This window comes from Lysinibacillus sp. YS11 (genome assembly GCF_002896375.1).
Taxonomy (GTDB): domain Bacteria; phylum Bacillota; class Bacilli; order Bacillales_A; family Planococcaceae; genus Lysinibacillus; species Lysinibacillus capsici.
In genome coordinates this window covers 2,468,963-2,494,685 of record NZ_CP026007.1, presented here as the reverse complement: position 1 = coordinate 2,494,685, position 25,723 = coordinate 2,468,963, and the positions used below count along the sequence as shown (strand labels likewise).

General features: G+C 34.1%; 35 protein-coding genes and 1 pseudogene. 28 read left to right on the top strand and 8 right to left on the bottom strand.

Features of this window, described 5'->3' with window-relative positions:
- Nucleotides 1-708: 708 nt before the first annotated feature.
- Nucleotides 709-1,011, bottom strand: a complete 303-nt coding sequence (locus tag LBYS11_RS12365; protein WP_103118234.1) for a hypothetical protein — start codon at nt 1,009-1,011, stop codon at nt 709-711.
- A gap of 919 nt (nt 1,012-1,930) precedes the next feature.
- On the opposite strand from LBYS11_RS12365, the gene LBYS11_RS12355 reads away from it, so the two are divergent.
- The 5 genes and pseudogenes from LBYS11_RS12355 to LBYS11_RS23670 all read left to right on the top strand — a co-directional run.
- Nucleotides 1,931-2,530 carry an undecaprenyl-diphosphatase gene (locus tag LBYS11_RS12355; protein ID WP_103118233.1) on the top strand — a complete coding sequence of 200 codons (600 nt, stop codon included), beginning with the start codon at nt 1,931-1,933 and terminating at the stop codon, nt 2,528-2,530.
- Nucleotides 2,531-2,746: 216 nt separating this feature from the next.
- Nucleotides 2,747-3,493, top strand: coding sequence for a hypothetical protein (locus LBYS11_RS12350; protein WP_103118232.1), 747 nt, complete (start codon nt 2,747-2,749; stop codon nt 3,491-3,493).
- A 61-nt stretch (nt 3,494-3,554) separates the two neighbouring features.
- On the top strand, nt 3,555-4,376 hold the full coding sequence (locus LBYS11_RS12345) for a DUF2785 domain-containing protein (RefSeq protein ID WP_103118231.1): 822 nt from the start codon (nt 3,555-3,557) through the stop codon (nt 4,374-4,376).
- Nucleotides 4,377-4,480: 104 nt separating this feature from the next.
- Nucleotides 4,481-5,293, top strand: coding sequence for an aminoglycoside adenylyltransferase domain-containing protein (locus LBYS11_RS12340; RefSeq protein ID WP_103118230.1), 813 nt, complete (start codon nt 4,481-4,483; stop codon nt 5,291-5,293).
- Between the two features lie 188 nt (nt 5,294-5,481).
- A pseudogene (locus tag LBYS11_RS23670) lies at nt 5,482-6,932 on the top strand (IS3 family transposase); the annotation flags it as partial.
- A 111-nt stretch (nt 6,933-7,043) separates the two neighbouring features.
- Here the strand turns inward: LBYS11_RS23670 and LBYS11_RS12325 are convergent.
- On the bottom strand, nt 7,044-7,574 hold the full coding sequence (locus LBYS11_RS12325) for a hypothetical protein (RefSeq protein ID WP_048393132.1): 531 nt from the start codon (nt 7,572-7,574) through the stop codon (nt 7,044-7,046).
- Between the two features lie 587 nt (nt 7,575-8,161).
- Between LBYS11_RS12325 and LBYS11_RS23265 the strand changes: the two genes are divergently transcribed.
- Nucleotides 8,162-8,338, top strand: a complete 177-nt coding sequence (locus LBYS11_RS23265; protein WP_175400745.1) for a hypothetical protein — start codon at nt 8,162-8,164, stop codon at nt 8,336-8,338.
- Nucleotides 8,339-9,006: 668 nt separating this feature from the next.
- On the opposite strand, the gene LBYS11_RS12315 is transcribed toward LBYS11_RS23265, so the two are convergent.
- The 5 genes from LBYS11_RS12315 to LBYS11_RS12295 form a co-directional block, all read right to left on the bottom strand.
- Nucleotides 9,007-10,185 carry a tyrosine-type recombinase/integrase gene (locus tag LBYS11_RS12315; RefSeq protein ID WP_066037326.1) on the bottom strand — a complete coding sequence of 393 codons (1,179 nt, stop codon included), beginning with the start codon at nt 10,183-10,185 and terminating at the stop codon, nt 9,007-9,009.
- Between the two features lie 127 nt (nt 10,186-10,312).
- Nucleotides 10,313-10,813, bottom strand: a complete 501-nt coding sequence (locus tag LBYS11_RS12310) for an ImmA/IrrE family metallo-endopeptidase (protein ID WP_103118227.1) — start codon at nt 10,811-10,813, stop codon at nt 10,313-10,315.
- A 122-nt stretch (nt 10,814-10,935) separates the two neighbouring features.
- Nucleotides 10,936-11,748, bottom strand: a complete 813-nt coding sequence (locus LBYS11_RS12305) for a DNA adenine methylase (protein ID WP_103118226.1) — start codon at nt 11,746-11,748, stop codon at nt 10,936-10,938.
- A 49-nt stretch (nt 11,749-11,797) separates the two neighbouring features.
- A complete protein-coding gene (locus LBYS11_RS12300; RefSeq protein WP_103118225.1) occupies nt 11,798-13,573 on the bottom strand; it encodes an AAA family ATPase in 1,776 nt (591 codons plus the stop codon).
- A gap of 223 nt (nt 13,574-13,796) precedes the next feature.
- Entirely contained in the window at nt 13,797-14,159 is a 363-nt protein-coding gene (locus LBYS11_RS12295; RefSeq protein WP_103118224.1) for a helix-turn-helix domain-containing protein, read from the bottom strand.
- A 169-nt stretch (nt 14,160-14,328) separates the two neighbouring features.
- Between LBYS11_RS12295 and LBYS11_RS12290 the strand changes: the two genes are divergently transcribed.
- From LBYS11_RS12290 to LBYS11_RS12220, 19 genes are all read left to right on the top strand, one after another.
- On the top strand, nt 14,329-14,511 hold the full coding sequence (locus LBYS11_RS12290; RefSeq protein ID WP_233731978.1) for a helix-turn-helix transcriptional regulator: 183 nt from the start codon (nt 14,329-14,331) through the stop codon (nt 14,509-14,511).
- Between the two features lie 116 nt (nt 14,512-14,627).
- Complete coding sequence (locus tag LBYS11_RS12285; protein WP_103118222.1) at nt 14,628-14,894, top strand: helix-turn-helix transcriptional regulator; 267 nt, start codon at nt 14,628-14,630, stop codon at nt 14,892-14,894.
- A gap of 187 nt (nt 14,895-15,081) precedes the next feature.
- Nucleotides 15,082-15,804 carry a Rha family transcriptional regulator gene (locus tag LBYS11_RS12280; RefSeq protein ID WP_103118221.1) on the top strand — a complete coding sequence of 241 codons (723 nt, stop codon included), beginning with the start codon at nt 15,082-15,084 and terminating at the stop codon, nt 15,802-15,804.
- Between the two features lie 2 nt (nt 15,805-15,806).
- Nucleotides 15,807-16,106: a hypothetical protein gene (locus LBYS11_RS12275; RefSeq protein ID WP_066037335.1), complete on the top strand. Its 300-nt coding sequence runs from the start codon at nt 15,807-15,809 to the stop codon at nt 16,104-16,106.
- A gap of 135 nt (nt 16,107-16,241) precedes the next feature.
- A complete protein-coding gene (locus tag LBYS11_RS12270; RefSeq protein WP_066037336.1) occupies nt 16,242-16,520 on the top strand; it encodes a helix-turn-helix domain-containing protein in 279 nt (92 codons plus the stop codon).
- Nucleotides 16,508-16,783, top strand: a complete 276-nt coding sequence (locus LBYS11_RS12265; RefSeq protein ID WP_066037337.1) for a hypothetical protein — start codon at nt 16,508-16,510, stop codon at nt 16,781-16,783. Before LBYS11_RS12270 ends, LBYS11_RS12265 begins: the two co-directional genes overlap by 13 nt.
- 60 nt (nt 16,784-16,843) lie before the next feature.
- Nucleotides 16,844-16,978, top strand: a complete 135-nt coding sequence (locus LBYS11_RS23970) for a hypothetical protein (protein ID WP_255409617.1) — start codon at nt 16,844-16,846, stop codon at nt 16,976-16,978.
- Between the two features lie 193 nt (nt 16,979-17,171).
- Nucleotides 17,172-17,330 (top strand): hypothetical protein, encoded by a 159-nt coding sequence (locus LBYS11_RS23090; RefSeq protein ID WP_158651953.1) that lies wholly within the window; start codon nt 17,172-17,174, stop codon nt 17,328-17,330.
- Between the two features lie 103 nt (nt 17,331-17,433).
- A complete protein-coding gene (locus LBYS11_RS12260) occupies nt 17,434-18,153 on the top strand; it encodes an ERF family protein (protein ID WP_066037338.1) in 720 nt (239 codons plus the stop codon).
- 17 nt (nt 18,154-18,170) lie between these two features.
- On the top strand, nt 18,171-18,329 hold the full coding sequence (locus LBYS11_RS23665) for a hypothetical protein (protein ID WP_233731977.1): 159 nt from the start codon (nt 18,171-18,173) through the stop codon (nt 18,327-18,329).
- A 14-nt stretch (nt 18,330-18,343) separates the two neighbouring features.
- The gene (locus LBYS11_RS12250) at nt 18,344-19,465 is read left to right on the top strand and encodes a hypothetical protein (RefSeq protein ID WP_066037339.1); all 1,122 of its coding nucleotides are present in this window, start codon (nt 18,344-18,346) and stop codon (nt 19,463-19,465) included.
- Nucleotides 19,452-19,751: a DUF6877 family protein gene (locus LBYS11_RS12245; protein WP_199768256.1), complete on the top strand. Its 300-nt coding sequence runs from the start codon at nt 19,452-19,454 to the stop codon at nt 19,749-19,751. Before LBYS11_RS12250 ends, LBYS11_RS12245 begins: the two co-directional genes overlap by 14 nt.
- Complete coding sequence (ssb, locus tag LBYS11_RS12240) at nt 19,748-20,332, top strand: single-stranded DNA-binding protein (RefSeq protein ID WP_066037340.1); 585 nt, start codon at nt 19,748-19,750, stop codon at nt 20,330-20,332. Before LBYS11_RS12245 ends, ssb begins: the two co-directional genes overlap by 4 nt.
- A 12-nt stretch (nt 20,333-20,344) precedes the next feature.
- Nucleotides 20,345-20,521: a DUF6011 domain-containing protein gene (locus tag LBYS11_RS23660; RefSeq protein WP_233731975.1), complete on the top strand. Its 177-nt coding sequence runs from the start codon at nt 20,345-20,347 to the stop codon at nt 20,519-20,521.
- A gap of 1 nt (nt 20,522) precedes the next feature.
- Nucleotides 20,523-21,068, top strand: a complete 546-nt coding sequence (locus tag LBYS11_RS12235) for a Holliday junction resolvase RecU (RefSeq protein ID WP_066037341.1) — start codon at nt 20,523-20,525, stop codon at nt 21,066-21,068.
- A 2-nt stretch (nt 21,069-21,070) separates the two neighbouring features.
- Entirely contained in the window at nt 21,071-21,454 is a 384-nt protein-coding gene (locus LBYS11_RS12230) for a hypothetical protein (RefSeq protein WP_103118220.1), read from the top strand.
- 197 nt (nt 21,455-21,651) lie between these two features.
- On the top strand, nt 21,652-22,464 hold the full coding sequence (locus LBYS11_RS12225) for a DNA adenine methylase (protein WP_233731958.1): 813 nt from the start codon (nt 21,652-21,654) through the stop codon (nt 22,462-22,464).
- A 44-nt stretch (nt 22,465-22,508) separates the two neighbouring features.
- Nucleotides 22,509-22,682, top strand: a complete 174-nt coding sequence (locus tag LBYS11_RS23085) for a hypothetical protein (RefSeq protein ID WP_158651952.1) — start codon at nt 22,509-22,511, stop codon at nt 22,680-22,682.
- Nucleotides 22,683-23,070: 388 nt separating this feature from the next.
- Entirely contained in the window at nt 23,071-23,505 is a 435-nt protein-coding gene (locus LBYS11_RS12220) for a helix-turn-helix domain-containing protein (RefSeq protein ID WP_066037343.1), read from the top strand.
- A 13-nt stretch (nt 23,506-23,518) separates the two neighbouring features.
- Here LBYS11_RS12220 and LBYS11_RS12215 read toward each other — a convergent pair whose 3' ends face one another.
- On the bottom strand, nt 23,519-24,340 hold the full coding sequence (locus LBYS11_RS12215) for a hypothetical protein (RefSeq protein WP_066037344.1): 822 nt from the start codon (nt 24,338-24,340) through the stop codon (nt 23,519-23,521).
- A gap of 534 nt (nt 24,341-24,874) precedes the next feature.
- On the opposite strand from LBYS11_RS12215, the gene LBYS11_RS12210 reads away from it, so the two are divergent.
- The 3 genes from LBYS11_RS12210 to LBYS11_RS12205 all read left to right on the top strand — a co-directional run bounded on the left by LBYS11_RS12210 (nt 24,875) and on the right by LBYS11_RS12205 (nt 25,640).
- Nucleotides 24,875-25,078, top strand: a complete 204-nt coding sequence (locus tag LBYS11_RS12210; RefSeq protein WP_066037345.1) for an Acb2/Tad1 domain-containing protein — start codon at nt 24,875-24,877, stop codon at nt 25,076-25,078.
- A gap of 47 nt (nt 25,079-25,125) precedes the next feature.
- Nucleotides 25,126-25,284, top strand: a complete 159-nt coding sequence (locus LBYS11_RS23080; protein WP_158651951.1) for a hypothetical protein — start codon at nt 25,126-25,128, stop codon at nt 25,282-25,284.
- A gap of 80 nt (nt 25,285-25,364) precedes the next feature.
- Nucleotides 25,365-25,640, top strand: a complete 276-nt coding sequence (locus tag LBYS11_RS12205; RefSeq protein WP_066037346.1) for a hypothetical protein — start codon at nt 25,365-25,367, stop codon at nt 25,638-25,640.
- The last annotated feature ends 83 nt before the right edge of the window (nt 25,641-25,723 follow it).

Here is a 25,723-nt window from a genome sequence, read left to right as displayed (position 1 = left end):
AGTAAAATGCCAAGCCACAAAGTGTATGTTGAGCCATTCGGGGGGGCAGATAATGTTATCTCTCGGAAACCAAGAATGAATCAAGAGCTATAAAACGATATTGATGGATTAGTAGTGAATTTTATTATTCAGAGTATCGAGAATACAGAGCGTTTGATTGAGACATGTCAACAACTATCATACAGCAGAGAACTGTACGATAAATGGCGAAAAAACCTTTGCCAACAAATCCATTCTGGAGGGCCGTTAATTGTTTTACTTAAACAGAGCAGCAATATCTAAAGGTAAAGTTGAAGAAGTACCTAATACAGGTTGGCAGCACAGTACCAGCTCGTGTCAAAATCCAGCAAAGAATTTATAAATGCATGTAAGGCCATTAGAGATTATGCAAAACGCAAGCAAGTTATAATAATCAAACACCAAGAATACAAAGAAATCACAACTAAGTACGATTCGAAAGATGCCTTATTTTATATTGATTCCAATCTTTCATGAAATTAATAAAGGCTGGCGTGTTGAAAAACATCAAACTTTTAAGCAAGTGGTGGGTCGACAAAACGTAGGAGCAGATACTAGAGCGGCATTAGGATAGTTAATAAACAAAAGAGTAAAGTATATTTATTAAATTTTTAGTCAGAAAAAAGAGAAAGCCTAGCTTTCTCTTAGGTAGATTAAAAGGTTATTGAACATATTTAAAAATTGATAATCCTAATATGGTGTTGGGTAAGGTAAAGGGTCACGATACAAATTGCCTTGATAAACTGCAGAATTACCGTAAATTACCTCTTGCACAGCTAGATAACCACGGTACAAGTAACCATTCATTGGTCTTTCGTAATATTGAGGTTCAACTGCACAATAACTAACACTTTTACATGGTAAAAGTACATTTTTTACAAATATTGTGTCAGGTGCAGAAGTTGCCTCGGTAGTTTCTGGAACAGCGATAAATGAAACTAATAGTAAAGCGCACATTGAAAGAGCAACCCAAAGATTTCTAAACTTTTTCATTTCATTATCTCCTTTGAAGTTATTTTATTACAAATTCTATTATATTATCTAAATATTTGAAATACAAGTAATAAATAGGAAATTAAGATAAAATCAAACCAACATATTAACAATTGTTAATAATGAAGATTTATTTGGCGAGTAGTATGAAATTTAGGCTATCAGATAATAATTAGTTTGTTTTATTAAACCATTTATGTTACGTCATAAACTGGGTTGGCTACCTAACAAATTAGAGTATCACAGAACCTATATCATAGGTTTTAAAGGAGAAACAGACGAAAGTTATACTTTCATGCTAACAAAGAATAGTATGTAAGATTAGTAAATAACAATAAAGAAATGGTTGTTAGGAAAAGAGAATTAAAGAGATATTTCAAGGATGGTTGTTTACAGTTTCTAACTACACAATATGAGGAACATGCTTGAAAGATATGGAATGGTAAACGTTTAACTTTTTTCTTTTTTGGGTTTAACAAAGTAAGAAATGAGCATTACAGAAACGCCCATAGATATGTATAGTAGTGTCAACAGATTGATTTGGAATAACTGAATCATATTCAAAGAAACCAGATAATCTTGAATCCAGTTATCGTCAAAGTAATGCCAAAAATAAATATGATATATCTCTTTGTAGAATGTATTTTCAACACATGACAACCCCCGAGGCTAGGATAACATAAACTGGTAAATATTTCACTATTCAGATTGAGTCAATATACATTATGAATATGTAAAATAAACACGTTCACTTGTACGTGTATGTCAGAAACGAGCAATTGATACAACTAATCATAAAGGCTTTCAAATCAAAGTGACAATAATGTTAGCTTAAGCAATTAATTGTCACCTTTTACGATGGTTTAAAGATACATTTTTTCTTAACATAGCTTTATTAAGCTATAAAGGAGAGAATGTCTTGAATATATTAGAAATAAATAATGATTTATTTAGAATGCTTAATAGTCTAGGAAAAGAATTTCAATTCTTCAATTTACCAATGATTATTATTGCTGAATACACAGTTATTTTCTTAGCTATTTTTGTTATTCTGTTCTGGTTTACCAAAGATAGAGAAAATAAAATAATGCTCATGTGCGCAAGCATAGCTTTCGTTTTGGCTGAAATTATAGGGAAATTTGCAGGGTTATTACATTTTAATCGCCAACCATTTGCTGTCCTTTCGAATACAAATCAGTTGATAGAAAAAGCAATAAATAATTCATTTCCAAGCGATCATACCATATTATTTTTTTCATTCTGTATGTCCTTTTGGTTATTTAAAAAAGGAAAATGGATTCTATGGATTTTGCTTGCTATATTAGTCGGAATTTCACGTATTTGGGTAGGAGTTCATTATCCATTAGATGTAATGGTAGGTGCTCTTATTGGAATTACTTCTGCAATAATAATTTACTTTACACTTCCGAAATTAACACTAATAAAAAATGGAATTACCAAATATGAATCCATTGAAAAAGTAATTAGAAGAAAATTCCATAAAACAAATCTAATGTAAAACAATATTAAAGGTCACGTCTAAAATTAAAGTGTACCCTCTACAAAGGGTACACTTTAAAACAGGTGTGACTTTTTCTTTTGCTTTGAAAACATCAAACAGCCAAAACGCTATGAGTTGAGATGGCAGGGTTTGGTGATGTTTTGAAAGTGGAATTTGTAGAAAATTGTTCCAATTTATTATCTCTCAGATTATGATTTAGTGGGAGGTTAAATAATGTCAGATAAAATTAAAAACATTTTTATTGGAATCATATTTTTTGTTGTCCTAATTTTAGGGACATCATTCGTAATTGATACAATATTGATCGATGGATTAAAAGTTGATAATGGACTTATAGGTAGTATAGTGGGTGGGATAATAGGAATGGTAGGCGTAATTGTAACTACTTATTTCATTATCGAAGCAAACAAAAAATCAGTGGAGGATTCGTTAAAAAAACAAGATAAGCAGGCAAGGGATAGAGATTACATTGCATTAATCCTTACCAAAGCAGAGGAGTTGAACCATGAAATTATAAAATCTACTCAAATCTACAAAAAAATAATGGATAATTTCAGAATTACTAAAACACACCAAATCTTAATTAACACATATGAGGATAGATTTTCTTTAAAACGTAAAGATGACGGAATTTATGATATGGCTAAAAGGGATTTGGTCGAAAACAATCTGAAACTCGAAAAACTGCGAAACGAATTAACAGTTTGTTTAAATACTTTAATTATAAAAAATATTTACATCGGAATTTTATCAGACCAAATTAATGGTTACGAACATACAGTTAATCAGAATATCGAAATAATAATTAATAGTTTAGATTCAATAGGTAATTTAAATGAACTAGAAGAAACGTTCCGATGGCAAAATAAGTATTACATAAATGATTCAAATAAATTACTAAAAGATTTGAATGATTTTGTTGTAGAAAAACTGAGCGAATTAAGAAAAGGCGTAAGTTGAATACTTTACTAATCAATAAAGGGTTGATTTCAAACAAATTTTTCTAATAGGAGCGTGTAAAATGAATTTAAAAGAAAAGTTGATATTAATAAAAGAAAATGGGTACCAAGCACCTCCCGATAGATTTCAGTTGATACTAGAAATGATAAATAACATTGGCTCTTTGGATGCCCAACTACGTGATGAGCTAATTTATACAACCTTATCACACTGGATTCCTGATAAATCTCTCACCGCAAACGAACTAGAACAACTTTTACCGGTTGTTTTGGATAAAAACCATTTGCTTTTTAAGCTTGGTGAAACAAATACAGACTCTGTCTTCACTCGGTCTTTCTCCATGCTAGTCATACCGCTCCTCTTAACGAGGCATAGAGAATCACCATTTCTCCCAAGAGAGCAAATTCATCACATAAAAGAGAAAGTATTTTACAATGTACAAGAAGAGCGAGATTACCGTGGGTATGATGAAGAAAAAGGCTGGGCTCATGCCATAGCCCATGCAGCAGATGCTTTAGATGATTTGGTTCAATGTTCCGAACTGGATAAAAGCGACCTCTTAACTATCCTCGATTTGGTTTACGAAAAGATGACTATAACAGAGCGAATTTACTCCGATGGGGAAGATGAGAGAATGGTCAAATCCATAATTAGTGTTTTAAATAGAAAAATACTTAGTCAGACTTGTGTAGAGCAGTGGATTCAAAGTTTTGGTGATGTGGAGAAAAATTCAGAATTTCTCCCTGCCTTTAAGCAAAAAAATAATATAAAGAACTTTTTGAAAAGTTTATACTTTCGAGTTAAATTTTACAAAGCGGATGCCGTTCTCTGCTCCACTATCGAGCAGACATTATATAAAGTAGAAAAAGTATACTATTCCTAATTTAAAAAGTGTCGAATAAAAAAAGAATATCTTCATAATGAAAAGAGAATTATATTATTTATTTAGTAATATAAGTATTGGTTAGAATTAAAAGGAGAGGTTCTGTGGATTCTAAAGTTCCTATCCAAGTTCAAAGTTTTTTAAATGAATATTTATTGTTATTTGAAAATCAAATTCCTAATACACTGGATGCATTATATTTACATGGTTCAATTGCTCTTCATGCTTACATAGAAGGTTCCAGTGATATTGACTTTATTGCTGTTGTAAATCGATCCCTAACTGAATCAGATGTGAAAATAATATCTGATCTTCATGAAAAACTAAATCAAAAATATAAGAAAACAGTAATGGATGGGTGTTATTTACTAGATAAAGATTTTGGTAAGAAACAATCTGAGATAAAGAATTGTTTATACGTAAATGAAGGTAAAACAAAATGGAGTAATGATTGTACTAACCCTATTACTTGGTGGATTTTAAAAAACAAAGGAATCACTATAAAGGGTTCAGATGTTACCACATTAGTTTTTAATGTTGATGAAAGTATATTAATTGAATATGTTTTAGAAAATATGAATACCTATTGGTTAAATCGATTGAAGACAATAAAAAAATATAAGACCATAGCTCTTCTGTTACCAAATAAATTTGTCGATATGGAAGTAGAGTGGTCTATTACAGGGATGTTACGTCAATTTTATACACTTAGAGAATGCGATATTGTTTCAAAGGTAGATGCTAGTAAATATGCAATCAATCATATACCAGAAAGATGGCATAACCTTATAAAAGAAGCTATTAGTATTAGAGAAGGATTGAACATACGTTATTATAAATCTAAAAAACAACGTATTGATGATACTATCCAATTCATGAATTACATACTTGATGCTTGCAATAGTATTGAGAAATAATAAACGAATAAATGTTTAAATGTGATATATGTTACAAACATTATATACGTTACAAATTAGGTAGTAAAAAAATTTATCTTGTAAAATGGGAGGCAGGACGGTGCGGTAAGGTTTTCCTCCCTTGGTATTTATAAATTACTAATTATTAGGGAAAGACAGACCGACCTGCGCCGAGCAAATTAGTTCGGACTTTTCATAGATGGAAAATGAGATTTGAGGCAAGTGGACGTGAAGGATTACAAGAAGCTACTTCATGTAAGTTCTATTCAAAAGAGTTAAAATTAGCGGCAGTGGAGGACTACATTCAACAAAGTTATTCACAGATGGAGGTGTAGGCGAAATACGAGATTAGCAGTACCTCCGTTTTAAAAAGCTGGGTAAAAAAGTATACTAGTCATAGTGAAATAAAAGATTCAGGTAAAGGAATGAGTCAAGCTATGACAGAAGGAAGAAAGACAACTTTTGAAGAACGTATTGAGATTGTCGAGTACTGTTTGAAGCACCAGAAAAATTATCAGTTGGCAGCGCACACCTATGGTGTTTCGTATCAATAGGTATATCAATGGACGAAGAAATTTGAAACAAACGGTGAAGAGGGATTACGTGATCGTCGTGGTCGCACAAAAGATGAAGTCGAATTAACCGTTGAGGAGAAATTGAAATTAGATATTCAACGTATTGAACGTGAAAATGAACGTTTACGTGCAGAAAATTTATTTTTAAAAAAGTTAGAGGAAAAATCGAAAGGAGGCGTCGTTAAGCCAAATACGTCTACAGCAACGCTATTTAGCGATTCAAGAATTACATCGAGAGGAAGAACTTTCGATTCTTTTACTATGTGAAATAGCTGATGTTTCCTATAAGTGGCTAAGTCGCAAGCCTTCTAACAGAGAGGTTGAAAATGAAGCAATTTTAAAGGACATTCATCTCCTTTACCAACAAGTAGATGGTTTACGGCTATCGTCGTACAACGTTGACCATCAATCGTCAGCGAAAAGAAAATAATCAAACGATGGTTAGCGAAAAGCGTATTTATCGTTTAATGCAGATTAGTGGATTGAAGTCTGTTATTCGTAGAAAGCGCAAGCCTTATCGTAAATCCCCAGCACATCATGTGGCGGAGAACGTATTAAATCGAGCATTTACATCGAAAAAGCCAAATGAAAAATGGTGTACAGATGTCACAGAGTTTAAGTATGGAAATGGGAAAAAAGCTTATTTAAGTGCAATTATCGATTTATATGATGGTTCAATTGTGAGTTATGTGTTCGGTCATTCGAATAATAATTCCCTTGTTTTCAAAACAATAAAATCAGCTATTCAATCATTACAATCAGGCGAACAGCCATTAATACATAGTGATCGAGGTTTTCAATATACATCGAAGGAATTTAGGCGAATAGTGGAAACTGCCAATATGACACAGAGTATGTCCCGTATTGATCGATGTATTGATAACGGACCAATTGAATCATTTTGGGGCACATTGAAGTGTGAGAAGTATTATTTACATAAGTACAATTCATATGAAGAGTTAAAACTAGCGATTGATGATTATATTCATTTTTATAATTACTATCGTTATCAGAAACGATTAAGCGGCTTGAGTCCGTTAGAATTCAGGACTCAAGCCGCTTAATACATTTTTATTATTTCCACTGTCTACTTGACGGGGGCAGTTCAACATGCCGTCTTGGTCTAAATAATTTTTCTAGAGTAGTAGGATAAGAAATGATTTATGATTACCATATTAATATTTCCTTTTTGTAATTAATCCGAATTCATATATAGCTTCTAACTTACCATTATAAAATTCTAAACTTACCCTAGAATTTTCTTCTACACCGTTTTCTCCCTTATAATTAAGTTTATCTCCATCTTTGTGTAAGGCACCGTATCCTACGATTTCTTTTACGGTTTCTTCACTCATACCTACTTTGAGCTTTCGAAACTTTTCGGGCGTAATGGTTGAGATTTGTTTTATTGGCTTTTCTTCATCTGAAAAAAACAATTCTATGGATTGTCCAATTACCAATAATCCTATTATACTAATCAAAATTAGTGCGATTTTTTTCGGCCATTTTGATGGAGTCACTTCTCTATAATAGTAGGTTCTACTTTCTGACTCTCTTACTGTTTCCGAATGATTAAATTCTATATGAGTTTCTATTGTATAATCTTCTGATACTGCACCACAATATTCACACACGTATATTTCAGTGTTTTCTTTGTGAAACTTTTTATATGAGTTTGTAGCTAAACAGTTAGGGCAATTTTTCATAAATACCCCTCCTTTACTTTTAATGGACTATTTACCATTTTAGGAAAATTTATTATGTTTGTACATATCAAAAAAGCACAGGTACTTAGTATTTGTGCCTGGGCTTTTTTCATTCTTTTAACAGAAAGACTGAGATAGCATAAATACCCTTGTTCATATAACAAACTTTTATTTTATAATTTAATAAAGTTTAGATATAGTATCAATAATAAAATAAAGGATCATAAGTCCTATCACAATTGCTAGAGCCTTACCTGAAGATTTTTCTTTTTGCACATCATTTTGGACTTCGTTTCGTACTCTCTCCGACACTTCTCTCGTTTTTCTCTTTGTAATATCTTCAAAAATCGTATTACAATATACACATTTCACAAATACTAAACCATCTCTATATACTTTCTTAAAAGGATTACTGGCTAAACAATTAGGACAATTATTCATTTATATTCACCTCAATATATCTAACTACTATTTACCATTTTAGGTAATTAGATATGTTTTGTACATAGAAATAAAAGTATGTCATCGATTTTATGGAGGGGAATTAACCTAAAATGTAGAAATATCTATAAAAAGGGGTGTGGATTATGAATTACGATATAATAGTACCAGTAAAATTTTTATTCAAACGCAAGCCTGACAATGTACCAATTATAGGTTTATCAAGCTTACATTTAACACACGGTGAACATGAAGCACTAACAGACGATGTTGCTCTAAACCTTTTAAGAGCACAGGGTTACAACGTAATCAGAATGATCTAAAGAGATGAAAATATTATAAGTATTAACTTCAAAGAAAGGTTTTAAAGGCTGTCAAATATGATAGCCTATAATAAAAACACCAACAAAGAAAGAGCCCAGACACATGGATCGTGATGAATTTGATTTAGAAGAAATTTCAAAATCATAACTGAAGCAGTGAGAGAAATCAAACAAAATTCTTTAGCATCTACAAACAAGATAAACCACTAGAAGGTACCATTATAAAAATGTATTAATTATAGTAGAAAATTGTTTGTATAGTAATAAATCAAAATAAAAATGCCACAGATTGTGTCAAAGAAATAATATTAACTTTAAAGGAATTTATATTGTTCTTTCCTTATAAGAAAGTACCTGTTCAAACCTCCTTTATATACATTTTTACAAACTGAGGTACACATTTTACAAAAAGTCCGCGTACCCCAGTTTGTACCCCACATCATACCCCAGTTAAATACATTTAGATAGGCTTCGTTAGATAGGTATAGAAACCTTCATTAATACAAAACCTTGATATTATGCACATCAAAAAATTAAAAACATCAGGATAGAAACCAAGGTCATAAGTTATGCTTATCAACACTATGTATTGAAACCCCTTGATATCAAAGGGGTGGGGGAGGTTCGGTGTAAACCGTACCTCAATTCGTACCCCACTTTTAATAGTTTTAGAGAGATTTATCAAAATGAAGGAATTGACTCATTACTTGCATCGCTTGTTTTTCTCTTTCAGCGAAGGAATGTGCATATGTTTTCAAGAGGGTAGATGTAGTCATACCAAGAATTTTGGCAATCGTTGTAGGCGGTGTACCAGATGCAATTGAAATTGTAGCAAAGGTATGTCGTAATCCATGTGGGGAAATAAATTTTGCCCCATGTAACTCATGCATACGTAACAAAGTTAATGCCGCAGCATTTTGATTCAGTGGATGACATGTTTTACTAATGAAAACTAAATCATCCACTGCATGTTGTATACCGTAGGCTAGCTTCCTTTCAATACACCATTTACGGTATTGTTCCAGCTGTTCTGCTAAATTATCAGTCATATCAATTGTCCTGATACTATTTAGTGTTTTTGCTGACCGCTCTCCATGAACGTCTCTAGTGCGACTTATATTTATTAATTTATTTTTAAAATCAATTTCTGACCAACGTAAAGCCCCAGCTTCGCCCCGCCGCATTCCTGTAGCCGCAAGAAGGGATATTAAAGTATATCTAGTAATATCACAAGATTCTTTTACGCAGCGCAATAAATATGCTAACTCTGTAGATGTTAAATAATTTCCTTCTACTTCGTCAGTATTTTGCTTCTCCGCACGTGGTAAATCAGCCTTTGCAATTCGATTTTTATCTATTATTTCATCTTCTACAGCAGCATTTATACAACCTATAAAAAAATTATGGTATGTTACAATACTTTTTGGTGCAGCGATAGGTATTAATCTATCAATAAATTGTGATTGATAAATACTTTTTGTTAGACGTGAAAGTTTATGATGACCAATGAATGGGTGAATATAAGAATCAATGATATTACGATAAGTTTTAGGGGTAGTTCCTTTCCATTTTGATTTTTTGCGATCAAAATAAATTTCTACCCATTGTGAAACCGTCATATTATCATTTAAAGCAATCTTTTCTCCACCATTTAAAATGGTACTTTTAATAGCAATGAGAGCTCTTTCAGCGGCAAGGATAGTATCAAATCTATATTTTGATTTCTCTCTACGCTTACCGTTATGATCGTAATATTTGTAACGGTAAGCATATTTCTTTTTCTTATCGGCATCAATGTACCAATAAATATCCTCTTTTTTTGTAGTGTTTAATTGATATCTAGCCATTTTATCCACTTCCTATCTAACTAACCCGGACAGGCATATTAGCGTATAGGACAACTATTTACATCACTCCTTTCACAGTGGTAGCTAAAGCGGTTAACATGCTCTTATGACCTGTCCTTATCACTCATCATCTCATATTTATAAAAGTCAGATTATGCAACCTCTGCATAATCTGCTTATTGTTATATTGTGTTAATCTCCTGAAAGCAAAATCGTATTCAACGTTAAAGATTTGCATTACCTTCATAATCGTTTGTTCTGTATGATTATGTATTGACAATGACTCCAACATAAAAGTAGGAATACAAGCGTGGTACATAAAATTGTTGGCCTTGAATTCCTGGTACTCACGAAATAGGGGATACATATGAAATTGATCACCTGTATGTAACAGAACATGTGATAGCTCATGGCAAAAGTCTTGCCATTGTAGCTGTGGCGATTGATTTTCATTAAGAAAAATATAATGCCGTCCATTAATAAATAAGGCCTGACTCTTATCTGGCCAATAAAAAACTTTTAATCCCATTCTAAAAGCCACTTCTTCAACATGCAGCAGGGTAGGGTCTGTAATGCCCAAGCGAGTGTAGAATTGTTGAACATAATCTTCAAGATGTGTATAGTGCATGTAAATCAACCCCTAAAAAGACAATAAAAAGGAACGTGTGTTCTATTTTAATATACAATAAAACCCCACTTTTGAAAAGCGAGGTTACAAAGTTTTTAAATACAAAGAAATATCTTTTGGATCTACTTTTTTGAAAAGAAAATAAATTCTTCTCCTTTAATTGGCTTGGCAATTGAGTAATTCAAACAATATTGATGTGGTTTATAGTTTTTATACATTTTTTCCACTTGTTCAGCTATATCATAAGTTAAGATCCAATAACGATTTCTCATTAATTTCTTAATAGTTTTAGCTAATTCAACATGATCATCATGTTCATAAAAATTTGTATATAGATCTGGTCCTTTCACATAGTATGGGGGATCAAAAAATGTAAGTGAGTTTCTCGTGTGCTTAATAACCTTAGAGATAAAATGCTTTGCATCTTCATTATAAACTTTTATATCATTAGCCCTAGCTGCGATCGCATTTATGCGTTTAATTATTGTAACTTTATTAAAACGACAATCCAGTTTATAATCCCCATTTTGATCTTTTCCGCCGATTACACCGGCCTTTATAATCCCAGAACGATTTGTACGATTTAAAAAAAGGGTAGAGAAGGCCAAGTCTAACTCATAGGCAGTATCTTTGTTCAATTGAACTTCTCTTTGCCTATACCATTCTTCTATTGTGATTTCTGTATTTTCTATAAGATTAATAAGTGCTTCATGATTAGTTACTATTGTATTCCAAAGTGCATAAATACTTCTATCATAGTCATTAATTATAATCCGTCGTACATCATTATTTAATAAGAGCCTAAGAGCTACAGCTGCCCCCCCTGCAAAAGGTTCAATATATGTTGTTATGTTATTTTCTTTTACTAAATATTGAATATATCTATATGTTTTATTTTTTCCACCAGGATAACGTAAGGGAGAAGGATTAGTCATGCTATCACCTCACTTTAATTAAAAAATGCTTTTGGATGATTTAGAACGTCTAAGGCCAGATGTTTTTTCTTATACCGTGAGCTAGAGCGGTTTTCTTAAACATAATTCTAAAATCTTTAAAAAATGAATTTATTATATTATTATTAGCTGGATCTTTGACCCAAAATTTAAATAACTCACTAAAGAAATATTGATGCTCGTTAAATAATTCTTTATATTCTTCTCTTCTTTTCCCTTTAGTAGATTCGGAATTTTCTGTTAAACGTTGTATTTCTTTTTCTATTTCTTCATGTTTTGACAAAATATCTCTTCGTACTACACTTTTTTGATATCCATTTTTAATAACCATGCTTGTAGCATCCCAAAAATCTTTATAATAGTCTTTTTTCTCTTCAAAAACATCTGCTAAATAGCTCAATAAGAGCGCCTCTGGATTTTTATTACCAGGAAGAACGATGATGTTATTGCTTAAAGATTTTCGAGAATGCTGATCACCATCTAAAATACAAATTGATCGTAAAAAATTATTTGACAATATATAGTCGCTAAATATATTATAAAGTGCTTCTGAGCTTAAACTTGCGTCGACAATATGAACCGAATTAACCACCGTTGGGAAAAAATCTGTGTGGGCTTCTGCATAGTAATCAAGTAAAACTTTTAATAACATCCTCGCCTCAGCATCTTCAGTGAAAATTGGGATTTTACTATTTTGATTCATTTGCATAGCTGTTTGCTCTTGTAAGAACATTTTTATTGATATTATATCTAAATCCTTGTTAAATGGAACAACAGTATTACCTGAATCTAATAAATATATAACATTATCTTTCATTTCTAAAGCGTACTCTAAAAGTGAAAGACTGTGGCTTGTACCAATAAATTGAATTCTGTATTTCAGGGAAAAATCACGTATTATTTTTAATAATTTAAGCTGATATGACGGATGGAGTGTAGCATCAATCTCATCAATTAAAAGAATGCTCTCAATTGGACGGGTGTCCTCAGTTTGATTAGTTTCAAAATAATATTTTAAAGATACTAAGGCAGTTATAATCATATATAGATTATCTTCTCCAGCTGAAATAGTATTTGAGTCTACTCCTTGAATATCAGATACAAAGTCAGCCCTATGTTTTATATTTGCTACTTTATGGTATGTATTTTCAATAACTTGAATACCAGTGAATTTGTTAAATATTTCATTAATTTCCTGTTGGTAATTTTGAGGCAACTTTTGCTTAATATTTTGTAATTTTAGATCACGAATTTCTTTATTTAAAATGGCCTCAACGGTTGCTAAATGCTCATCAGGTATTTTTTGTTCTAATAATTTTTTTATTCTTTCAACATCAATATCACTATATTCACCATACGAAATTAACCTAGATAAACCTAAATAAATTATAGGCATTTCAGGTAGTTTATCAGAACTAGACTTTTTATAGGCTGGTTTTAGTGAATATCTATCTGAACTTTGAGAATTATGTTTTCTAAACTCCAGTGTAGTATCATCTGTATAAGTTACATCAAATAATTTACCTTTATGGTTAGGTGCAGGGTCATTATATTCTTTATCCCCACGTGTAAGCGATTCAATCTTAGGATTCATTAATGTATTAATATCTTGGATAATATTTAAACAATCCTGAACATCTTTTTTTACCTTGGTTTTTACAACTTTTTGATATGAATTACTTACTAAGTATAATATTGACGTTTTGCATGTTCCATTTGTACCAGAAATTAAATTAATATTTTCACTAAAATCAAATGGTATATTTTCAATTTTTCTATATTTAAAAATATCTAATTTTTTTACCATAAAGCTCACTCCCTAGTCTAAATACAATTTATTATATAGTTAATTTCACTTGTGTGAATATACCTATAAAAATGATAAAAAAAAACTGAAAAATGGATAACAATAACAAAGATGACGCTTTTAAAGGACATGTATTAAGCATGTCCTTCTAAGTGATAATTTTATTTACTTTTAAATTTTTTTTAAATAGTTTATTTAGCTTTTTTTTTAAAATGATTAAACCTTACAATTCTCCATTATCCTTCAAAATCTCCCACATCTTTCGAAGCTTCTCCAAATCCTCTTCCTTCGACTTCGGCAACTCCTTGTACCATTTTTGCAGGGTAGGGTTGTTGGCGAAAGCCTGGAACTCAGCTTCGTCTTTTTCTTGTTGAGAAAGTTGTTCAGATTTATCTGTATTACCAAGTAAATAATCAGTTGTTACATTGAAATAGCTCGCTATTTTTTGTAGTAATTTAAAATCAGGCTCTCTTTTCCCTGTTTCATATTTGGACAATGCAGAATATGTAATGTCTAATGAATTAGCTAAATGTTCTCGACTAATATTTTCTTGTTCTCTCAGCTTTTTTAACCGTTCATGAAACATTAGAGCCCTCCTTTATGTATTTATTTAATTTATTTTACACTCATTGTCCAATAAATAATTTATTTTGGACAAAATGTGTAAAAATATTTGACTTTGGACAAAATGTCTATTATATTTAGTTCAAGGACAAAATGTCCAAATGAAATGAGGTGAAAGTATGCGGGTTTATTTGAAAGAACTTCGCATGAATAAAAATTTAAGCGTAGAACAAATGGCTCAACTATTAGATATTTCGCAGTCACACTACTATAAAATAGAAAGTGGTGTTAGAAATCCTAATTTTTTGCTTGCTGGAAAAATAGCATCTCTATTTGACTGTAGTGTAGATGAAATTTTTTTGGTAATGAATTAGACAAAACGTCTAATTTTTGTAGAGCTGAAAGAGTAATTTAGATTTTTTACTTTATCCTTCCTCATAGCTCACGAAGCGGTAGCAACGCTAATCCAACAACGAAAGGGGGTGTGAGCATGACTAAATCAAAGCGTAAAAAGAAACGCAAAGAGCAGTTTCCTTCACAGCAATTTCGAAATCTTAAAGGTTCTAAACGCGAACGAATGATTGCTGAACGAAAAGCCAAGGGTCTTTCACAGGGACAACTCGGAAAATTAATTGGTTGTTCAACTGCTCTGATTAGTCATTTAGAGCTTGGACGAGCTAATCCAAATATAGAGCTTTCAATACAACTAGAACAGGTTCTAGAAACACCATTTTTTGAATTGTTCCCAGACTTATAAAAAAGTTCTTGACTTGAGGTTGTCTCCTTTTTTCCAATTTTAAAGTTAAATACACTTCGTTGGATAAGTCAAACTCGTAAATGAAGTTAAATACATCAGAATACATCAAGATAATAAGCGAGTTAATTCCAAAAATGTAAAAATTCCAATTTCTATAATAAATAGTATTAGAGAAGGAGGTCTCAAAATGAATCAATTATCAAGGAATATCCCGAGTACAGAAGTTGCAGAAATGGTCGGACGTGACCATAACGAAGTCTTGAAAGATGTGAGGCGCATTATTGCTCAATTAGGAGAGGGGAATTTACCCCAGTCCTATTTCATCGAATCTACTTATACAAATAGTCAAAATAAGCAGCAACCCTGCTTCTTGTTAACTAAGAAGGGGTGCGAATTATATGGCACTCGCATGACTGGCAAAAAGGGCACACAATTCGCGGTTAAATACATCGAACGCTTCAATGAAATGGAGCAACATATTGAAAAGCAACTATCACAAGATCCTATCACATTAGCGCTTGAATCAGCGTTAAATACGCGGAAGCAATTGCAGAGCATCCAAATGGAAGTTGTTGAAGTTAAAGAAACTGTACAAAACCTTGTTGTCACAATGCGTATTGATGGCAATCAAGAAGCGCAGATAAGTAAGCGTGGCCGAGAAGTTGTGATAGCTGCGTTAGGCGGCAAAGAATCGAATGCCTATAAAAAAATAAGCCGTCAAGTATTTTCCGCTTTTTGGAGAGATTTCAAAAATCACTTTGAAGTCCCACGTTATGGAGAAATTCCTAAAACACGTTTTGCTGAAAGTATCAAATTTATCTCCATGTGGCAGCAATCTACTACGCTGAGAATGGAGATTAACGCATACAACCAACAAGCGTTAAAACTTGTTGAAGGTGGTGCCAAGTAACTGTGATTAAAAATGATACGGACATTACTCAATTAGTTCTGGAGAACGCTGGCGTTTCTAAAAAGGAATTGTTAGAAAGATACGACCAAATAGTACAAGCAACCGTTAGGCAACGAACACTTTATTGGGATATCGATGATCTAGTTCGAGAAACTAGATTTAGTAAAGCGTCATTAGAAAAATATATTCTTTGCGATCCTCGAATTAGGGAGCACCAAAGACAAATAGGTTCAAGATATAAGCGAGTTTGGTTAGCAGAGCCAACAGCAAAAATAATTGATGAAATTCTCAACAATAATTAAAAATACAACTACCCGGACAGGTATGTATAAGAGATCGGGGCAAACAATCTCATATCTCAACTATAAAGATAACTTAATAGAGAAACCATGCGTGGTAAGCATAATATGCACTTTCTGCATAAGGAGGTGATTTCATTGCATGTAGATGTTGGAGAGTTAATCAGAAAGTGCCGCAAGAAAGCAAAATTATCACAGGAAGCCTTTGCGGAACTTATGCATACTACGCAATCAACTATCAGTCGTATCGAGCAAAATATCATCGCTTGCGAAGTTAATTTTTTAGCCAGAACTGCCGCAATTACAAATTCTCAAGACACAGTAGTAGCAGCATTATTTAGCGCAGATGCAGCAGTGCAGTTTTTACAGACAGTACCAATGTTTATAGGAGGAGGAATTTTCAATTGGATCATGTAAAGAAATTGGAGTTAGAGATAGCCGCAAAGAAAGCATGCATTGAGGATTTACAAGGAGCCATGGCATTTCATAGACAGCACGGTACATACAACTTAGCAGCTGAATGTGCTTGGCGGATTAAAAAGGCAGAACATGCTATCAGACGTTTAGAAGTCCAGCTACAAGATAACAAAAATTTTGGTGGGTTAATTCAAGATTTTAGTAGGCGAGGTATTTCCCTAAAGGTGGTGAAGAAACTTGCTAATGAAAATATTAAAAGTTAATAAATGGAGTAATTTGTCATTGCAAGAACGCTTAGTGTCAGTAGGGAAGTGGTGGTCAGCATGGTGAAATGGCTAGTGAATTATTTGTATATGCCAGATGACGGCCGGGATCAAGAACATAAGGAGTTCTGTGTGAAATGCGGAATTGTCATGGTTGCTATTGGCGTACCAATCATTATTGCTTGCTGGCAATAAAAAAGCTGCTTAATCGTTGGCGCGATTAAACAGCAGAACTAAATTAGTCTCAATAATTATATCACAAAACTAGATGATTGCGAGTACGATACTCGCTCTCGTCAAGCAGTCTATAACCCGTTCCTCCCCTTGACGGATTGCTTTGCAGTTATAGGCTGCTTGATGGGATTCCATCAGAAAGTAGGTGATTGAAATGCGTATTGTTTTCTTCAAGCGTTTATCAGATCAGAAAGAATTTCGATTTTTACAAGTAAAGAACACAGGGCTTGAAGGAATCGCTAAAGATGGAGAAGTTGTGACGTTGAAATTTGCAGAACGTTCCACGATTTATTCACAGGCCTATACAAAGTAAAAACCACTGTTTGCGGCAGTGGTCTAAAAAATTATTCGAAATAATAGTTACTTTGTATTTTACGCCCAAGACTTCAAAAAATCAACTAGCTAGGAGGAAGAATATGCTTTTTTCCGAGAGTAATGTCAATATTTCGGCAGCATTAGCTAAAGCATGGGCTACTATTCAAACACCAAAACATAATGCAAAAGTAAATGTTCGCACCAAAAATGGTGGTTCATATACGTTTGAATACACGGATCTCAATGGCATTTTAGATGCTGTCAGACCTATATTTGTTCAAAATCATTTATCCATCATTCAGAACAGCTATACAACCGTTGAAGGCAATTTAACCATGGCTTGTGTAGAAACCATATTCCTGCATGAATCAGGAGAGTATGTGAAATCTTATCCACTCAAATTTCCAGCAGCCAACAGCATGCAAGATTTCGGTGGTCAGATTACTTATATGAAGCGCTATAGCTTGTCGGCTATGTTAGGGCTGGCTACCGAGAAGGATGATGATGCAAATGGAGCGAGCGGAAACGATTATCAATATATGAATCAGGCTCCTCCAAAACAGCCAAGTAACATTGGTCAGCCACAGCAGCAAAAAAATCAACCAAATCACACAGGTTTAAGGACTCAGGAACAGTTCAATGAAATAGCAAAATTGTTGAGTGAAGTTGCCACAGCATATGGTTCCGATCCTAACACAGTTTATAACGGTGCTATGCAGAGATGCAAAATCCCTGATAAGAATTCAGATTTATTAACAATGAAAGAAGCAGATAGCTTAATTCAATATTTACGCGCTATCAAGATGCAAGTGCCTCAATGAATTCTGTACCGCACAGAGTGTTGTTACCACATTGGATTTTTGAACAGGCGGCAGACGATGAAAAGGAAGTATATCGCCTTGTACGCCGGTACATATGGCAGAGCTACCCTGATTACAAGTTGATCGAAATCAAAGGCAGTTTTGCCATTTGTAAGCGAACAGATGGATTTTTATAAGGAGGGCAAACCAAATGTTTACAACAGGAAATACAACAGTGGATGCAATTGGACAGATGCATTTAGAAGGGAATGTCATCCCACATACTTGGTATGAAAGCATCCGATTAAGCACAGGTAAGCCTGATTTAATTGCTATCACATTGCTCAGTGAAATTGTTTATTGGTATCGCCCTACACATGTGAAAGAAGAGGCATCAGGGCGTTTACTGGGCATAAAAAAGAAGTTTAAAGCGGATGCGCTACAACGTTCTTATGATAGCTTTGTTGAACAATTTGGCTTTAGCAAAAAACAAGTCAGAGAAGCCATGGATCGTTTGGAGCAACTTGGTTTAATTTCTCGTGATTTTCGGACAATCACATCAAATGGAACAAATTTATCCAATGTATTATTTATCGATTTAAACATAGGACTTTTAGAGGGTATTACCTTTTTAGGTAATAGGGTGTTACCCAAAAAGGAAAGAGGGTATTGCCCAAATGGGAAAGAGGGTGTTACCGATATGGGCAATAGGGTATTACCCAAACGGGAAACACCTATTGCCCCTGAGGGTAATACGTATACAGAGATTACTACAGAGATTACAAATACAGAGATTACTAAAAAGAATACTAGTCGCAAACGAGTTTACGACGAATCTTCTGTTGAATATCAATTAGCAAATAGGCTTTATGAAAGAATTCTTGCTAACGATGCCAATTTTAAAAAGCCAAATTTGAATAGCTGGGCTGATCATATTCGTCTCATGATGGAACGAGATCAACGGACAGCTCAACAAATTGAATACTTAATTGACTGGTCACAAAACAACAGCTTCTGGCAATCAAATATTCTTTCAACCAAAAAACTACGTGAAAAAGCAACCACATTAATCCTTCAAATCAAAGGGGAAAGGGAGAAAGCTAACGGAAGTATTCCTCCGCAATATCAACGGGTGCGGAGAGAGATTGTTCCACAATGGTTTAAAGAGCGGCAACTTAAAAAACCACAAAATGGAGAAATCATCGAATCATCAATACTTATTACGGATGTAGAGGCGGAGCCGTCGGAAGAACAGAAAGCTTACTTTGAAGCAGAACGACAAAAAATCTTAGCAACGCTAGGGAAGGTGGAAGAAAAATTTGAGCAGACATGAAGAACATATGAAAATGCGTGACCATTTCGCCAAGGTTGCTCAGGCTAAAGGTACTTTTACTAATGGCACTGACCAAGCACTGGTACGGGCAGTGACACATGATGAAGTAGCGAAGCGTATTAACCAGCTTGTCAGTGATTATCAGTTCCCGCTTCCAGTCCTACAAGACGTACAGAAGCGGTTAAGTGACAGCAACTGCCCCCATTATGCAATGCAACAACTTAGATATTTAGAAAACAATGTGCATGCTGGTATCGCCAAAAAACGGGAGGATTCAAACAAATGATTAATCGTGTTGTATTAGTTGGACGTCTTACAAAAGATCCTGAGTTACGTTACACACCGAACGGGATTGCATCTTGCCGCTTCACAGTAGCCATTAACCGTACATTTGCCAATCAAAATGGTGAGCGTGATGCAGATTTTATTAACTGCCAAGCATGGCGTAAAGCAGCTGAAAATCTAGCAAACTATCAGCGCAAAGGGGCACTGATTGGTTTAGAGGGACGTATTCAAACACATAGTTACGAGGATCAGAATGGACAAAGAGTGTATACCACAACGGTTGTAGCGGACAGTATCCAATTTTTAGAGTCACGTAGTCAAGCTAGTGGTCAACAGCAGCCTAATTCATATTCATCACAACAGCAACAACCTCAATATGGCGGACAAGCTTACGGCAACAACCAGCCAAACTATGCCGGCGGGCAATCACAGCAACAATTCGCTGGTCCTATGCCAGGGCAAGGTGCTTATCAGCAAAATCAGCTGCCTATGAATCAACCTGGCTATACAAGAGTAGATGAGGACCCATTTGCGAATAGTCGGGGACCGATAGAAGTGTCTGACGATGATTTGCCATTTTAGGAGGCTGATAGTATGAGTCGTTGTAAAAGATGCAACAGACCCTTAAAAAATGGGGAATCAATTGTAAGACAGTATGGGGTTACTTGCTGGAAGCGGCACTTGGATGATCTTGAGCAAGAGTTTTTGAAGAACCAGCTCACCATTTATGACTTGCTAGAGGCAGAAAATCATGAAGAAATGAGGGCGTAGAATGTTTCATACTCAGACAATTAAACAACGTGCAAAATCAACAACACATGCCAATCGAGGTAAATTTTTAGAACGTATCATTGACATGGCTAATACAAAATATCGTAATGCAGGTTTAGCAGATATTCGTAAAATTCCAACCCCTGTGCAAATTACAAAGGATAAGGGCTCTCAAATAGAGGGACGGAAGGAAAAGCCTGTATGGGTGGACTACGCAGGTGTCTGCAATGGACGAGCAGTCGTATTTGATGCAAAGGAAACGAAGGGAAAAAGTTTTCCGCTCCAAAACTTACATGATCATCAGTACGAACTACTCCGCTCCTGGTACGAAAAAGGCGCTATCACATTTTTGCTTGTGTATTTCAGCGAGTTAGATAAATACTATCGTTTACCATTTCCACCGCTTCAAGCAGCGTGGCATACAGCTAAAAATGGTGGGCGCAAATCTATTCCGATTGAAACATTTGAAGAACATGCAAGCGAAGCTGTATCGATGGACGGCTATACATTGCACTACTTGCTACCATTTATCGAAAGTAGGTGGTGAGTATGTTTCAGGGAAAATGTATTGATACGGGTGGTTCTACTAATCTCACAAAAGGTGAACTTTACTATCTTTTCCCACATGGCGGTCATGCATATTGTGCTAGCCGCTTCCCTAGACCTGGGTCTCACTTTGGGGCCTACCAAGAGAATCACTTTGAGCTAGTGGATGCTGTTGTTGATGCGCCAGCTAAAGTACTTAATAAATATTTGGCACGTGTAGTGAAGCCACCCTCACATTTTTATCTGATCGATGAGGAATACATCATTACGGAGCCAAGAGCAGATGGATACTACAGTGTGCTTTTTAAGCATCGTCCAGATGGTCCTCCAATTGGCGCATATAAACGTACGGAATGTTTTGAGCGTATTGTGCTTTTTGAAGAATGAGCAACAGACATAGCTAGTGTATTAGAAGCGGCTACAGTGAACGAAAAGCTGGAAAAGGTGCAAGAAACGGTAGAAATGGTGGACGATATGCCTGCAATAATGAATGCGCCTGTCAAAAAGCAAAAATATGAGCAGTTGAGCTTGTTTTGAGATAACGAACACAAGAAAGAAAATGTTCAGTAACAGGAGGTGAGTTTTTGAAGCGAATCTTAAATTATGTAGGCTCGAAATGGAATATGGCCAGATGGATAGTTAGCCAAATGCCTGAGCATGAAGTATATCTTGAACCATTCTTCGGTAGTGGTGCTGTCTTATTTAATAAACCAGCTGCACGTATTGAAACAGTGAATGATTTAGATGGTAACATCGTCAATCTGTTCAAGGTTATCCGTGAACAACCTGACGCATTAGCAAGGGCAATTGAGCTTACACCATACTCACGCCAAGAGTATTATCAGGCATTTGATTCGTTAGAAAGTGATTTATCAGAACTTGAACGTGCTCGAGTATTCCTGGTGCGCTGTTGGATGGCGAGAGGCGGTAAAACATCCGACAGAACAGGTTGGCGGCACAATATAGATACAGTTACAGTTAATGCTTTACCTGATTGGATAGGGCTTCCTAACACAATTTTAGAGGCAACGAACAGACTTAAAAGGGTACAAATTGAGAACCAGGATGCAGCTACATTAATTGAACGTTACAACCGTGATGATTGCTTAATTTATGCTGATCCACCGTATTTACTAGAAACCCGTACTAAACGTCATTATGCTCACGAAATGAAAGATTCAGAGCATGAAAAATTACTACTAACTTTAAATAAACATCAAGGATTCGTTCTTTTAAGTGGTTATGATAGTGACTTATATAATGATCTGTTACAAGGTTGGAGTAAATTAACGAAGATGGCCACAACTGAAGCAGCTACTTCAAAGCAAGAAGTTCTATGGTTGAATCCAGCTTTTACCGAACGGAGTAAGCAGTTGAACATTTTTGAAGTAATTTAGTTACTGCACAATATGAGGAAATTGTTAAGGGGAAGGTGATAAAAATGAATGTATATTGGCTATGCAGTTGTGGAAATGCAAATAAATTTGAAGCTAAAGAATTGTTGGTTTTTACATCAGAACAAACAGAAAAATTCATAGGTATTGATAATTGCATTAAGTGTAATAAACGACATGAATTTAATTTAGAACTAAAAATATCAGACCGAAATGAATGAACAATATGAGAATTAAACGATATACCTTAAGGGGCCAGAGCAACCGTTACTACAGCTGAGCCGCACATTGCGGCTAAATGTCCAACAACAAGTACCAAACACTCATACCAAAAGTTATTTTTCATATCAACCACCGTCCTTTTCATTTTTGCTAATAAAAGCAACTGTAATGTTACTAACAACACAAGTAAGGCTACTAGCTCTGCTCCTGGTCTCTTAAAGTATATCTAGATACATTATATAGCAAATGTTTAATGCTTTTCCATTATTAACTCTTCTAAAAATGAAAAAGCCGCAGCGTCGTCACACGCTACAGCTCGAATTGGTTTATGCCCTATAATGGCTTGTCTGATAACGGTATTATATCACAACTTAGGAGGGCAAACCTATGTTAACAGGGCAAACAACAGTTACAAAAGAGAATTTACTTCAGTGGATTGAGAATTATCGATGGATGGTTGAAACGATCGAGGAAGCAAGGCAGCCAGTAGCGAAAGTTGATAACAATAGCTACATTGGGGCGAAAACAGCTATGTATGGCATAGAAGCGACATTACCAAAGGCTAGTGGAGGTACAAGTGATCCAGTGTATACAGAAGTACAACGTCGTGTATATTCTCTAAATTATCGAATTAAGGAATATGAGCAAAAGATTGCAGAGGTGCAAAACCGTATTCCTCTTGTAACTGGTGACAGAGAGGTTGAAGTACTTCACAGATTGCTTGATGGGGATAGTATGCGTGCTATTGGTAAACACATGAATTTATCAAGTACAACAATTTTTAGAATTAGAAATACGATATTAATTAAAATGTTAAAGTAGCCATATGGCTACTTTAATTTTTTTGTTTATCTTTATCATAGTATTTAAGATGTTTATATTTCATATCTAACAAAATGGCTATCTCTACTTTTTCATTGATATTCACGGGAACACTTATTTCTTGAGAAGGGTTACGAGTAATTTTCTTCTTTCTGTTCATCATTGGTATTAAAGTATAATAACTTGCTAAAACATAAATTATCATTGCAATAAACATATAATAATATGCAGAGTTATCAACATTGATATTTTTATTATCCTCAACGGGTTTAAATGCTTCTTCATTTGGTTGTATTAAATGAGATTCAATATTTTGAATTCTCTTTTCTAAATATTCCGTATAATTATTACTCTCGTTAGCACTAAATGTAGTATAAAATAATAACAACATTGTAACAAGAAATGTTAAAAAGTTTGTAATTGCACTCAAATTAGTTATCGCATTTTGATCTAAATCACTATCTAGAAATGACTTTTTCATAGGTGAAGTAAAAACAAAGAGTAAAATTATCGAAGCAATAAAAGATATAATCATTGCTAATATTAAACCAATAAAATTTACCCAAATTTTCGTTATAATCCACACAAAAATAAGAGATAAAGCTGGTACAAAAATACCAGCGAGACCTATTTGACAAACTAACATAACAAATTGTTTCTTAGTAACAATTCTTTTTTTAGACATTATGTATTGTGCTAGTAACAATGAAAGTATAATAACCAAATAAAAAAGAGATGTTGCTATGTCTATGGTATGGATAATATATACCCAGACTGAAATAGTTATTAATAAAAGAAATATTAAGAGTATATTTTTCATTATCTTATTTATCATATTTTACCTCCTATTATTTACTATATACCGGTTTAATTTTCATGAAAAGTTATAATTACCATTTGATGTAACAAAAAGAACAAATGTAAAACATGTAGCATGTTTTGTGATAGAAAAAATATGATGTAAACTCGGAGGTAGGTCGGTGCGGTAATGTTTTCCTCTCTTGGTATTTATAAATTACTAATTATTAGGGAAAGAAAGACCGACGACCGACCCGCGCTGAGCAAACTTGTTCGGAGCAAGACATACATGGCCGGCCCATATTTTTTAAGAGATATAGGGAACAGGCAAATAAACTGAAGGAGTGGTTTATATGTGAACTTCGTCCACTTTCCATAATTTCAGTCAAACTTACTACATCAACAAGTGCACGGAAATGACTATAAAATTAGAACACAATTCGTTACAAAATAACGTGGTGTCGCTCTACCACGAGTCAGAAAAGAGCACTCGAAAATAGGATTACCACAATATCAAAGCTTTCATCTTATGATGGAAGCTTTTTCTTATGCATTCGGAAGGAGAAAACAAATGAAACCACAAATTGAAAACAACTTTATGTATCATGCACCAAAAGAGGGACAACCAGCAAAGTATGAGGCTATTCGCGAAAAGGCGAAAGAGCTTGCTTACCTAATCGATGAAGAATGTCCAAACAGCCGTGAGAAATCAGTTGCTATGACTAACCTCGAAACTGCTGTAATGTGGGCTAACGCTTCAATTGCACGTAATTAAGAGCCCTTCACAGGGCTTTTGCTTTTACTTATAGAGGTGGTGTATTAATGGCAAAAAGATTGTTATGGCTATATGTAATAGGAAACATGTTCAATCATGTACTTTCTCTATTACTAGGGTATGAGCGTGATGTTTATGCTCTATCGTCAATATGGATTGCCATTGCTGTAATTGCAATTTGTGAGTCCATTGAGAAAAAGAAATAAGAGCCAAACGTTACAAGAGGGGCTTTTATTATGCAAGAAATACCTTTCGCTTTATCATAAAGTAAAAGAGAGGTGATTACATGCAGCTTTTAAAACCAGAAAAAGCGTATTTTAGTGAAAGTGCCATTAGTCATTTGAAGGAAAAATATAATATACCACCAGATTTTGCTGATAAAATGTTACAATCAAAAATTCAACAAGTCCTGCAGTTTACAGGAAAAGACAATTGGTATTGGGAACAAATAGTTTTTAAAGAGACTAACGGAAGTATTTTTCTATGCAATGACTCGGAAGAATATGGGCTACCTAAAGAATTATATTTAGGAGATGCTACTGATATTGTTTGTCTAGTTTAAGAAATCAAGCCTGCATCAATGTGATGAGGCTTTTTCTTTATCCGTTTTTTACTATACATAGGTAATGAGGTATGTTTATATTT